Annotated in this window: 7 protein-coding genes; 3 read left to right on the top strand and 4 right to left on the bottom strand. The window is 38.4% G+C overall.

Annotated features, from left to right (window positions below; translation table 11 throughout):
• Positions 1 to 40 precede the first annotated feature (40 nt).
• The 4 genes from OZP10_RS14885 to OZP10_RS14900 all read right to left on the bottom strand — a co-directional run bounded on the left by OZP10_RS14885 (position 41) and on the right by OZP10_RS14900 (position 6,929).
• Positions 41 to 823, bottom strand: a complete 783-nt coding sequence (locus OZP10_RS14885) for a DUF4843 domain-containing protein (RefSeq protein WP_281631577.1) — start codon at positions 821 to 823, stop codon at positions 41 to 43.
• A 12-nt stretch (positions 824 to 835) separates the two neighbouring features.
• On the bottom strand, positions 836 to 2,254 hold the full coding sequence (locus OZP10_RS14890) for a RagB/SusD family nutrient uptake outer membrane protein (protein WP_281631578.1): 1,419 nt from the start codon (positions 2,252 to 2,254) through the stop codon (positions 836 to 838).
• A gap of 12 nt (positions 2,255 to 2,266) precedes the next feature.
• Positions 2,267 to 5,641, bottom strand: a complete 3,375-nt coding sequence (locus OZP10_RS14895; protein WP_281631579.1) for a SusC/RagA family TonB-linked outer membrane protein — start codon at positions 5,639 to 5,641, stop codon at positions 2,267 to 2,269.
• A gap of 88 nt (positions 5,642 to 5,729) precedes the next feature.
• Positions 5,730 to 6,929 carry a FecR family protein gene (locus OZP10_RS14900; RefSeq protein ID WP_281631580.1) on the bottom strand — a complete coding sequence of 400 codons (1,200 nt, stop codon included), beginning with the start codon at positions 6,927 to 6,929 and terminating at the stop codon, positions 5,730 to 5,732.
• Positions 6,930 to 7,441: 512 nt separating this feature from the next.
• On the opposite strand from OZP10_RS14900, the gene OZP10_RS14905 reads away from it, so the two are divergent.
• From OZP10_RS14905 to OZP10_RS14915, 3 genes are all read left to right on the top strand, one after another.
• Positions 7,442 to 10,252, top strand: a complete 2,811-nt coding sequence (locus tag OZP10_RS14905) for a M16 family metallopeptidase (RefSeq protein ID WP_281631581.1) — start codon at positions 7,442 to 7,444, stop codon at positions 10,250 to 10,252.
• 40 nt (positions 10,253 to 10,292) lie between these two features.
• Entirely contained in the window at positions 10,293 to 10,742 is a 450-nt protein-coding gene (locus tag OZP10_RS14910; RefSeq protein ID WP_281631582.1) for a protein-disulfide reductase DsbD domain-containing protein, read from the top strand.
• 98 nt (positions 10,743 to 10,840) lie between these two features.
• Positions 10,841 to 12,793 carry a protein-disulfide reductase DsbD family protein gene (locus OZP10_RS14915; protein ID WP_281631583.1) on the top strand — a complete coding sequence of 651 codons (1,953 nt, stop codon included), beginning with the start codon at positions 10,841 to 10,843 and terminating at the stop codon, positions 12,791 to 12,793.
• The last annotated feature ends 6 nt before the right edge of the window (positions 12,794 to 12,799 follow it).

Below are 12,799 nucleotides of genomic sequence, written 5' to 3' on the forward strand. Positions count from 1 at the left end.
TATTTTATTTTTCATATTGATTTTTTTTAAAGGATTTATATTACTCAAACAAAACAGGTTGTCCATTTTCATCTATCATTTCTCCGTTTTGCTGCTCATATGCTTGTAATGCATTCTGCATCTGTACCAGATAACTCAATGTCTGGTTGTAATTCCATTGTGCGGCAAGCTCCATTTTTTCTGTTCCTAGGGTTTTCAGCATGAACTGAAATTTAGTTATGCTGAATGTACCGTAACCAGAAGCCTCCAAACCAGCCCAATAATCCGGCTCTGTAAGTTTATTATTGAAATTCACCACATATTTATCCATGTTAATTGTGGTCGATGAGTTACGTATACCTCCGTTGGCTATTACAGTTGTGCCTATCTCTCTGCCCAGGGCACCGATTTTCAGGTCTTTTGTTTCAATAACTTTCAATACAATCCTGAAATCTTTAGTTGTCAGATCTGGGGTATTAAACAGCACAAGTGGGTATTTCACTGCATACTCTCCCGCAGGCAGCATCACTTTAGGTAGCTCAAAATTAACGCCCTGAACTGCTGTTGTTCCTTCTGCGGCTGTAACGCCTATTTCCCTGTCATAAGATTTTATTTCGCCTGTAAGACGCATATCTATAAATATGGTGTCTCTTTCCAGCTCTGTTGTATTGTAGGCGAAAGAGTACGATAAACTATCTGCTTCAGTGCTCCCGCTGGCTGTAAAAAAAGCTATTCCCCCATAATTCTCATCGATTGTAATGATTTCAGATTTTTCACAGCTGCTGAAAACCAGCACAAAGAAAATCATCAGTAATGCAGAATATAAATTGATTTTATTTTTCATAATGTTTTGTTTTTAGTCATAGCTGGGATTAAATTCTAATTCAGTATCCGGTATCGGCAGTACATAGGTCTGACCTGTCAATGTTCCCGTGTAAAAATTTATCGATGCTGCATTAAGGCGTTTATAGTAAAAAAACATCTGGCCTTCTGCATAAAATTCTTTCTGCTGCTCTTTAGTAAGTTCTAATCTGAAATTAGCCTCCGTAATGGTCGCAGCGTTAAGTACTCTGCTTACGTTTCTGTTGGTTAGAACAGTATTTAGAAATGGGGTTCCCGCCGCGGCGCTTCCTGCTGTTTCTGCCAGGATGTAATACATTTCACTAAGTCTGATTAGCGGCACGATCTGATCCATACGCGTTTCCTTTGCAGTTGCACCACTGGTCTGCCAAAACTTTGAAGGAAAAATAGATCCCGATTCCGCGCCAAGAAGATAAAGTCTTCTCATATCAGTGCTTCCCCCTGATGAAAGTTCAAATATAGTGTTGAAATCTTTTTCTGGTCTTGTTAAACTGTTTCCTGTGCTACCTAAATAATAGTGAAAATAATTCTGTTCCCAGGTGGTGATGTCTTTGGCACGAAGAGCAAAAATAAGCTCTGTGCTGAAAAGTCGGTCTCTGTATTCCTCTGCAGCAGAAACTCTTGATAAGGGGATAAAGCTGTATTTTTTAGAATTGACTACTTCAAGTGCTGCTGCATTTGCTGCTGCATTATCGCCATAGTAAAGATTTACCCTTGCCTGAAGTGCTTTAACTGCATAATAGTTTACTTTAAATCTGCTGCTCAGCAGTGTGTAGTCAACTCCCGCATCATCCTTTAGAAGCGTTGCGGCTTCAGATAGGTCTTTTAATATAAGCTCCAGCACCTGTTTTGTTGTAGAAGGGGCAGTAGGCTTTTCGTCAACAATAGTTTTATAAGGTATTGCTTTGCTGTCTGCACCAAAAACCATTGATTTTCCAAAAATTCTAAGCAGGTCAAAGTGAAGATAAGCTCTAAGGACTAAAGCTTCACCTTTATAATGCTGTTTTTCCGCCTCAGTTAAAATCCCGCTGCTTTTTGCCGTATTCTCCAGAACCTTATTAGCCGCCGCAATCTGCGTATAAGTCTCTTTCCAGATTGAATTGGTTAATGTGATGACTTCATCAGAAGTGTAGTTATAAGCTCTGGTCTGCACAAGAGGCGCAGTGGTTCCTTCTGTTGCATAATTCTGCGCAAGGGCAGAAACAAATCCCATAGAGAGATTATCGCCGTACAGTGGTCTGGATGCCATCTTTGCGTATACACCTGTTACTGCCTGCTCAAATCCGATTGCAGAAGAAAACAAATCATCTTCCGACAAACTTGATTTAGGTTCTACATCAAGGTAAGATTCACAGCTTGATGCACCGCCTATAAGAATCATTGATAAGATTGTATTTCGAATTAACTTTTTCATGTTTATTATTTTTTAAAAGTTAGCCAGCAGTGTTAATGAATAAGCGCGGGCATAAGGGTTTGCTGTTCCTCTTTCAATTTCAATTGAACTCCATCTTGCTACATCATTGGCAATGAATGTAAGCTTTAACGAGCTCATCCCTAATTTTTGTAAAATATAATTTTGTCTGTTAAAATTATAAGCTAAAGATCCAGACAGCATATTGATTGTGTTGTCTTCCTGAACAAATCTTGAAGTGACTTTTGTCGGAGCTTTATCAACCGTAATTCTAGTATACGGACTCACATCTCCAGGCTGAGACCATCCTAAATTATAAGCTCTAACATCTACATTGTACTGCGGATCAACTGATTCTACTCTGTCTACTAAAGTCTGATTGTAAAGATCTCCTCCTAATGTATAGTCAAATATCAGTCCCAGTTCAAATCCTTTGTACATAAAATTAGTTCCAAAATTTCCTCTCCATTTAGCATCTGTAACACCAACGGCAACTTTATCTTTAGCATCCCATACATAGGTCTGCGTACCGTCTTTTTTCAGGTAGATTTCAGATCCCGTAACAGGATCAACTCCTAAGGAACGGACTGCATAAATCGTATTGATTGACTGTCCTTCTTCAAAAAGCACGTTAGGCACCGTCTGATCTGCGTTAAGTTCATTCAGATTGTCATTTGATGACCTAAGCTTGTTTGAAAGTTTCTTTAAAATGTTAGTGTTTGTGTACCCGTTGGCATATACACTCCAGAATATATTTCTGGTTTTATCGTCAATTAATTTGTATCGTACAGAGAATTCAAAACCTTTATTTTGAATACTCCCTAGGTTTTCCGCATATGTAGAAAATCCGGAAGATGGTGCCAGTGTAACCTGTGTCAAGGCATCTTTAGTATCTTCAATATAAAAATCAAAACGGGTGTCCAGTCTGTTATTTAATAAAACAGCATCCAGCCCGACATTAAATTTATAGACATTCTGCCAGCTCAATGATTTATTGCCAAGATTTACCAGCGATGTTCCGATAGAACCATCATATAGTGTTCCAACTCCATAACTGTATCTTGTCTGTGCACCGTATGCTGGAATATTGGTAGAACCTGTTGATCCGTAACTTCCTCTCAATTTTAAACGGTTAATCCATTCACTGTCTTTAAACATGGCTTCATTGTGGATATTCCATCCAAGTCCTGCAGACCAGAAAGTACCAAATCTGTTGTCAGCACCATACTGTGAAGACCCGTCTCTTCTCAAAGAAACGTCTACAAGAAATCTTTCGTCATAACTGTAGCTTCCGCTGTAAACAAGTCCAACTCTTCTAATAGTGCTTTCATCACCTGTAGGCTTTCCGTTAAGTTCATACTGCGCGGCAAATAATAAGTTATCAAGTTTATCATAAGGAAAACCTTCTGCAACTAATGTATAATATTCTGTTGTATTGCTTGAAAGGTTAAGACCCAGCATCGAGTAATATTGATGTTTGTCTCGGCGCAGATTAAAATTCAGGGTTGTTAAATTTTCAAAATATCTCAAGTCCTGATTCGTTTTAGTGTAGCTGCCTCGTCTGCTCACATCTGTAATTGCCTCGAAACGGCTGTCCTGCGCTGAAAAGAACTGGTCAGACTGCGTATTTCTTCTGTTTATCGTGAAATTACTTTCTAAAAACAATGAAGGCAGTATTTTGTACTGAAACTGGAAGTTATTCGAGAATCCGAAGTAACCGCTGCTGTTCACTGAATTTAATGTGGCATCATACAGAGGATTACGCTGGGTAAAAATCCTGTTGCCTATTGTATAATTTTCCAGATACATCTTAGGATTTCCATTCTCGTCGTAAGGTGCCCAGTACGGATTAAGTTTTAAGTATTCCTCAAAATCGCCGTATGGTGAATTATTGGCTTTATTTTGAAAAACCCTCAAAGAGTTGCTGAATTTAAATTTATTAGTTCTATAGGAAAAGTCAAACTGACCTGTATAATTATTTCGGTCTTGTTTTTTCATTACACCGTTTTGAAAATCAGCAGATACCTGCGCTCCATAACGGATTTTATCATCACCTCCCTGAAGATATAATGATGTCTGATTTCCAACTCCTGTCTGAACCGGCACTTTTGCCCAGTCCGTATCCACTCCGCTTAGGGCAGATTTTAATCTGTAGTTATAAAGTGAATTATACACATATTGATTGTCAGGCTCTGCTTTCGTATATATTCCCACTCTTTTTTCGAAGTCCAGTTTCTGTGTACTGTTTAAGTAATTATAAACAGAAAGATCCGGTGTAAGTACATTAAAGTCATTTATTAAAGTAACTCTCAGCTTACCCGGCTCCGGAGTTTTCGTAGTGAAGACCATTACGCCGTTTGCTCCTCTTGAACCGTATATGGCAGTAGCAGATGCATCTTTTAATATTGTAATGTTGCTGATAAGATTGACATCAAGGTCATAAATTCTTTCAATATCCACCTCGAAACCATCTAAGATTATCAGCGGAGTATTAGGGTCAGCTGATAATTCTCCCGTAAGGTTAGGAAAGGAATTTGTTCCTCTGATATTTATTTTAGGAAGATTATTAATGTTTCCGCCGGCGATGTTATTTTGCGCTATTCTAACCGAAGGATCAATAGCGGAAATTGCACTGAATATATTAGTGGCACTGATCTGCTTTATTTCTGCACCGGTAATTGTGGTTGCAGCTCCGGTATAGCTGTTAAGCGCTCTTTTGCTCATACCGGTATTTACCACCACAGCAACTTCAGAAAGTTCAGTAATATCTTCTTTTAATTTTACATTAACGGATTTTTGATTGCCTACAGAGGTTTTGTAAGTAAGAAAACCAAGTGTTTTAAATACAAGTACGTCGTCACCTGGGCCTCTTTCAAGCTTAAATGTACCATTGCTGGTAGTAACGGTGCCTGTAATGGCGTTTTCAAAGAAAACGCTCACTCCTGGGATAGGCAGTCCTTTTTCATCAGTTACCTTACCAGTAATAAAATCCTGGTCAGGGCTCTGGTCCTGCGCGTTGGCCGTTACGCTTTTTTTATTTAAAAAAACATGGTTGTCCGCCACCCTGAATGATGTTCCTGTACTTTTAAACAATTCTCTCAGTATAGTTTCAATTTTGGCATTGCTGATCTTAATTGTAACTACACGGTTCAAATCGACATCTTCTACTTTATAAACAAATTTGTAGTTTGTGTTTAGTTCTATTTCATTTAGCACCCTTTCAATTTTTACGTCTTTTAAATCAATTGACGTTTGGAAAAAAGTATTGCTTTCGGCATTCATTGTAAAGAAATTCAATAACAGCAGCAAGAAAAGCAGGCTGTATTTTGTCGGCTGGTATGCGCAGGGGCTGAACCTGCTCGGGCATAAATCATTAATTATTTTTCTCATTAATTTGCAGTTGGTTAGTTTAATTTAATTTTTAATTTTTGGATTAGTTTTTAGTTTCATAGGCATAAAATTTAGATGATTGCTTTTATTAATTCAGAACAATTTTATTATCCTGAATCTCATAATCTAAACCAAAATCTTCTTTTAGATACTCCAGCACCTGCGGCAGCTTTTCATCTCCAAAATTAGCATTGATTTTTTGATTTGATAAATTTTTATTTCTGCACTGAATCTGAACATTAAAATGACGTTCAAGTCCGCGTAATAATTCTTTTAAAGAGGCGTCGCGGTAGATGACCTTTCCGTGAAGCCAAGCTGTATATTCTTCGCTGAAAACTTTTTTTCTCACAATGGAACGATCATTTTTGTCAAAATAGCCCATCTGCTCAGGTTTGAGATTTACTGCGGCCTGCGCCGTTACTTGGGACTGGTTATTAGCCAGAGAAACTGCTCCCTTTGCCAGCACAACAAACGAATGGTCTTCTTCATCGTAGCAGTGCACATTAAAATGCGTTCCCAGAACTTTTACAGTCATATCCTGTGTATGTACGAAAAAAGGTGCTGTACTGTCTTCTGCAACTTCAAAATATGCTTCTCCATATACCTTTACATCTCTTGAGCTGCTCCCTTTAACAAACTTCTGCGGATATACAATAGAAGTACCGGAATTCAAATACACTTTTGTGTTGTCAGAGAGCGTAACGTTGTATTTTTTTCCGAATGGAACTTTTAAAGTACAGAATGTTCCCTGTGAAGAAGCGGCAGAGCCATTATGAGACAATGTGTTTTCAGCAGATTCCCCCATAAGTCTTCCTTTTGAATCCTTTACAAGTTTATTCTGTCCAGCGCCAAGTACAAAATTTTCTCCGCTTGACAGTGTTAGCGTGACTTCTGAGTTTTTTATTTCCAGTTTCTCTATCGATTTCTCAGCTGATACTTCTTTCGTTGCATAGAAGACTACAATACATGCTGCAGCAAGGGACGTATAAATACTCCATCTGGATAAATTTCTGCCTGCATTTGATTTGTTTTTTAAATGTTTCAGGTTTCCATGATAGGGCACCGAAAGTTTTACCAGCAGTTTTTTCCATGCATCTTTCTTATTGATGGACTGAGAAAGAGCAATCTGTCTGCAGCTTCTATAATTTTCTACATGCTGAACAAAAGTTTTTCTTGCTTCAGCATCATTGTCAAGTATATGCATAAAAGCTTCCTGCTCAGCCGGTGTGAGTGAATTGTCGAAATATCCCTGGATATACGGCAGCAGTTCTTTGCTTTCCTGGTTCATAAACTTGGTCTTTAAATCTATAATCCGAAAGCCTGTTAAATGGGTGACAAAAAAATTAACTTTTTTTTAAACAAACTTTAATACAATGCTGTAAAACGGTGTTTATTCTGTTGCTAAATGTTAAAATATGGTAAGATTACAGATTTTGCAGTCTATAAATGAATTTTTAATAATGTGGAGGTGGTTTTTTGGCTTTTTGACAAAAGTGCGCATTTTGCATTATTATTTGTTATTATCCGATTTTACTGACGATAATATGGCTTATCGTCCTAAAGTGTAACTTATTATTAAATGAATATTAAAATTTAATTTATTTTTTGTCACCTATTTTCAAAGAATTGAATTAGTATGTTAAGTAATGACTCCAAAATTTAAATTTTTTGTCAAGTATGTTTCGGGTTTAGAGCTGGAAAATACAGAAGATTAATTATTAAGGAGTCTGCATTTTAGGACATTGCTTAAAAATTTGCCCAATATCCTATCACAAAAAATCAACAGACTAAACCATAACTATGAAACGCACTTTAATTTTATCATTCAGTTTTTTTATCGCGTCACTGCTCCAGGGTAATGCGCAGGACTACAAGGAATCGGATCCTCTGCCTGTTGACCAGAGCATAATAAAGGGTGTGCTTCCAAATGGGATGACGTATTATATTAAGAGAACGGAAGTTGTAAAAGGAGCAGCAAGCTACTACATAATCCAGAATGTAGGCTCTATTTTAGAGAATGACGAGCAGCAGGGGCTTGCGCATTTTTTGGAACATATGGCATTTAATGGAACGGAAAGTTTTCCGGGAAAAGGAATTTTAAATACCCTGCAAAAAAATGGGGCAGTCTTCGGTAAGGATATAAATGCCTACACATCATTTGATGAAACTGTTTATAATATGAACAATATACCGACAAAAGACGGTCTGGTAGATGTATGCCTTACAGTTTTAAGAGACTGGTCAAATAAGCTTCTTTTAACTGAAGAAGAAATAGATGCTGAAAGAGGAGTTATTAAAGAAGAGTGGCGTGCCAGACAAAACGGTCAGTCAAGATTAATGGAAAAGACACTTGGCGTACGATATAATAATTCTAAATATGCGCAGAGGATGCCTATTGGACTTATGCCTGTCGTAGAGAATTTTAAGTATAAAGCACTTCGTGATTTTTACCATGATTGGTACCGATCAGATCTTCAGGCTATTGCCGTAATAGGGGATATCGATGTAAAAGCTGTTGAGGCAGTGATAAAACAGAAGTTTTCTTCGATTCCAGCTGTTGATAATCCTAAAAAAAGATTTGTTGTGGATATAGCGCAAAATGAGAAAATGCAGTTTGTAATGGCTACAGATCCTGAAATTTCATCGCCTTCAATACATTTTGGCATACGCCATCAAAGATTGCAAAAATCAGAAACTGTTGGTGATTTGAAACGTATTCTCATGGAATCGATGGCACTTAAAATGCTTTCAGACAGAATCTCGGAATTAGCACAGAAGCCTGGAGCAGCATTTCTTGGGGCACGCACAGGATATGGACAGATGTCAAAGAGCGCCAATGTATTAAATGTAATGGTAACGCCTAAACCGAATCAGCAGCAGAAGGCGTTCACCGAAGTTTTGACTGAAGTTGTACGCGCTGTGAAATTTGGTTATACCGATTCTGAAGTTGAACGTGCAAAGCAGAATATCAAAACCTCTTACGAGAATCAGATAGCAGCTAAAAATGAGAAAAGCCATGAAAGCATAGAAGAAGTTATACAGGAAAACTTTTTAGATAATGCTGCAATGACAGACATTGACAAAGAGTATCAGGCGTCAAAAATGCTGATGGCATCAATAACAAAGGAAGAACTGCACAACATTATTAAAAATTTATACACAAAGGAGAACAGATTTTTAATTGTTACCGGCGTGGAAGGACAGGATAACCTCACTGAGGATGGCGCGCAGCAGATTTTAACGTCAATTGAAAACAGTACTTCAATACAGCCCTACACTGAAGCACTTGCAGGGAAAACCCTGATATCGGGACTGGAAATCAAACCAGGCACAATACGATCTGCTAAGAAAGATAAAACAACCGGGGCAACTACATTTATTTTAAGTAATGGTGTTACGGTGCACTATAAGTTTGTTAATAAAGAGAAAAATCAGGTAGTTTTAAATGGAATCAGCAGAGGCGGCACCTCTCTTGTAAAAGATGCAGATCTTCCATCTGCAGATTTTGCAATTAATCTGGCTCAGATGTCGGGACTTGGAGAATTTACTGCTGCAGAACTGAAAAAAGTGATGGCAGGAAAAACTGCCGGTGTTTCATTATCTCTTAGTGATATTAACGAGTCCATTTCGGGACGTTCTAATACCAAGGATACAGAGACAATGCTGCAGCTTGTTTATCTTCAGTTTGTAAAACCGCGTTTTGATCCAGAATCTTTTAAAGTGCTTCAGAGCAATATAAACAATTACATTGTCAGAAGAGGTAAAGATGTCGGTGAGAAAATGAAAGACAGCTTGTCATTGGCGCTATACGGAGCAAATAACCCGCGAAAATTAATTGTTAATCAAAAGTATGCTGATGCCGTTTCATTTGAAAAAATACAGTCTGTTTACAAGGAAAGATTTGCTGACATATCAGATTTTGAATTCTTTATTGTTGGTGACGTTGAATCAGGCCAGCTGGAGCCTCTTTTAGTTAAGTATATAGCAGGTATTTCGACTGGAAATGTTAAAGAAAAATTTGCTGACAATACGCCTCAATGGCTTTCTGAGAGAACCGATAAAGACATTTATGTTGAGATGAAAGATCCAAAAGCTGTAGTAAATATGGTTTTTAGAAAAGACATTCCATACAGTATAAAAAAATCAATTTACAGCAGCGTGCTTGGAAAAATACTTCAGCTGAGAGTTACTGCTACGGTTCGTGAAGCAGAAGGAGGAGCTTACAGCCCAAGTGCGTATGCAGGCTTTTCAAGAGAGCCCAAGCCGCAGGCGTTCGTATCATTTAGCTTTGACTGTAATCCAGGAATGGCAGACAAACTGGTTGATATTGTGAATGCAGAATTTAAAAAAATCGCTGACGGTATTATTATCGACGAAGAATTAAACAAGATCAGAACAAACCTTATCAAAGAAAACGAACAGGCAAAAGATAAAAATTCATACGATCTGCAGCTTCTTATGAGATATTTCAGATATGCAGAAGATATAAGCGATCCTAAAAACTTTGAGGAGATTGTTTCCAAGATGACCAAAAAAGACATACAGCTCATGGCTGGGGAAATTTTAAAAGGCGGTAAATCCTATGAGATAGTATTCAAGCCGAAACAATAAGAATAAAGAATAAAAAACATTAACCAATAAACTAAAAAAGATGAGAAAGACCGCCTTAATTTTTGCACTGCTTTCATTCTGTGCAGTACAAGCACAAATATTAGCACCGGTAAAATGGAAAACTTCAGTGAAAAAGATTTCCGAAACTGAATATGAACTTGTTGCTACGGCTGCGATTTCTGGTGACTGGCATTTATATTCGCAGTCAGTTCCAGAAAATGGACCTTCTGCAACCAGTTTTACATTTAAGGGAAATCCAAATTATTTAAAAAAAGGAAATACCAGAGAAGATCAGGGTCATACTATAGATGATAAAGTTTTCAAAATGAAAATAAAATATTTCGAAAAGAAAGCAGACTTCAGACAGACCATCAAAGTGAAAAATAAAAAGAAAGGTTTTAAAATAAATGCGGTGGTGGAATTCATGGTGTGCAATGATTCACAATGCCTGCCTCCTTCAGAGGAAGATCTAGTTTTTGAAATTAAATAAATATTAGCAGTTAAATAATTTCCCTTCAGCGGGCCCAAACGGCTGGGGGGAGAAATTTAACAGGGTTTTTTACATCCCGATTTATACAGTTATATTAAATGAAAAAGATTATATTATTTATATTGATATTCAGCACGCTGTCAGCTGTCTCGCAGGGCTCAAAGCCGGTAAAGTGGTCAACGGCAGTGGAAAAGATATCAGATACGGAATACAAACTTATAAGTAAGGCAGAAATAGGTGCAGGATGGTCTTTATATGGACAGGAAGTTCCTGCCGGTATTCCCGCTGCTACAAGTTTTCTTTATGATGATTCTGAAGGCGGTTTTACAGTGATTGGCAATACAAAAGAACCGGAAGGCCTGCTTATCAAAGATAAGGACGGGGCAGAAGTTAGTAGCTTTACCGGGTCTGCAGTATTTGAACAGCGTATTGAAATTTTAAAAAAAATTAAAGCTGTAAAGGCCGAGGTTGAATTTACTGCAGGTACAGCCGCTGAATTTCTTCCCGTGTCTTCTCAGACCTTAACCTTTTGGTTAGAAGATACCGCCGCAGTATCGGAAGTTTCAAAAACTGCGGCCGCAATATCCGAGGATTCATCGAAAGACAACCCGAATTCGGGAGGTCTTTTTGGGATCTTTTTCTTAGCATTTTTATCAGGTTTCGCTGCCTTGCTGACTCCATGTGTATTTCCAATGATTCCGATGACGGTCAGCTTTTTTACCAAACAGAGTAAAAACAGAGCTGCAGGAATCAGAAATGCTGTTATATATGGAATCTGTATTATAATTATCTATGTGCTGCTGGGTACCATAGTGACGGCTGTCTTCGGTGCGGATTCTTTAAATGCATTATCAACCAATGTATGGTTTAATATTATTTTCTTTCTTCTGCTGGTAGTTTTTGCCTGCTCGTTTTTAGGCGGATTTGAAATTATGCTTCCAAATTCACTGGCCAACAAAGTAGATTCTCAGGCCGATAGAGGAGGACTGATCGGTATATTTTTTATGGCTCTTGCCCTGGCAATAGTATCTTTCTCCTGTACTGGTCCAATCGTTGGAACACTGCTTGTCGAGGCGGCTTCAAAAGGAGGCGCAGCCCCTATAATAGGAATGCTGGGTTTCTCCTCGGCTATAGCACTGCCTTTTGCACTTTTTGCAGCCTTTCCGGGCTGGCTTAATTCCCTGCCAAAATCAGGAGGCTGGCTGAATACCGTGAAAGTATTCTTAGGTTTTCTGGAGCTTGCACTTGCCTTTAAGTTTTTGTCGCAAGCTGATTTAGTGCTGCAGCTGCATCTGCTGGAACGCGAAGTATTCATTGCAATCTGGATTGCTGTCTTTGGTGCACTGGCGTTTTATCTGTTTGGAAAAATTCAGCTTCCTCATGATTCCCCTCTGCCGCACATTTCGGTAGGAAGATTAGGAATGGGACTGCTGGTTTTGAGTTTTACGATCTATTTAATTCCCGGTCTTTGGGGGGCTCCGCTGAATCTAATAAGCGCTTTTCCTCCTCCGCAGGATTACAGTGAATCACCATATGGTGTTGGAAGTGCTAAAGGCGCGTCGGCCGATGCAGGTAAGGCCGCAGAACTGCCTGAGGGAGCACATCTTCTTGCCCCTCACGATATTGTAGCTTTTGATGACTATGATAAAGGGGTTGCCTATGCTAAAAAAACTGGAAAACCGATTATGCTAGATTTTACAGGATGGGCATGCGTGAACTGCAGAAAAATGGAGCAGAATGTATGGCCTAAGCCGGAAGTTTTAAATATATTGAAAAACGACGTTGTGCTGATATCACTTTATGTTGATGATAAACGAAAATTATCAGATTCAGAGATCATAGAGTCAAAATTAAAACCTGGCAAAAAGCTGAAGTACATCGGCCAGAAATGGAGTGAGCTTCAGACCCTTCGCTATAAATCAAACAGCCAGCCGTATTATGTCCTTATGGATCATAATGAGCAGACGCTGGTGAAACCTACCGGATATACGCCGGAAACAGCTGATTATAAAGCATGGCTTACCGAAGGAATATCAAAATTTAAAAAATAGATTAAA

Source organism: Flavobacterium luteolum (assembly GCF_027111275.1).
Lineage (GTDB): Bacteria > Bacteroidota > Bacteroidia > Flavobacteriales > Flavobacteriaceae > Flavobacterium > Flavobacterium luteolum.

What these genes read in the sequence shown, in the direction of transcription:
- OZP10_RS14885 (WP_281631577.1), bottom strand. Translation starts at nt 823, where the DNA reads ATGAAAAATAAAATCAATTTATATTCTGCATTACTGATGATTTTCTTT.
- OZP10_RS14890 (WP_281631578.1), bottom strand. Translation starts at nt 2,254, where the DNA reads ATGAAAAAGTTAATTCGAAATACAATCTTATCAATGATTCTTATAGGC.
- OZP10_RS14895 (WP_281631579.1), bottom strand. Translation starts at nt 5,641, where the DNA reads ATGAGAAAAATAATTAATGATTTATGCCCGAGCAGGTTCAGCCCCTGC.
- OZP10_RS14900 (WP_281631580.1), bottom strand. Translation starts at nt 6,929, where the DNA reads ATGAACCAGGAAAGCAAAGAACTGCTGCCGTATATCCAGGGATATTTC.
- OZP10_RS14905 (WP_281631581.1), top strand. Translation starts at nt 7,442, where the DNA reads ATGAAACGCACTTTAATTTTATCATTCAGTTTTTTTATCGCGTCACTG.
- OZP10_RS14910 (WP_281631582.1), top strand. Translation starts at nt 10,293, where the DNA reads ATGAGAAAGACCGCCTTAATTTTTGCACTGCTTTCATTCTGTGCAGTA.
- OZP10_RS14915 (WP_281631583.1), top strand. Translation starts at nt 10,841, where the DNA reads ATGAAAAAGATTATATTATTTATATTGATATTCAGCACGCTGTCAGCT.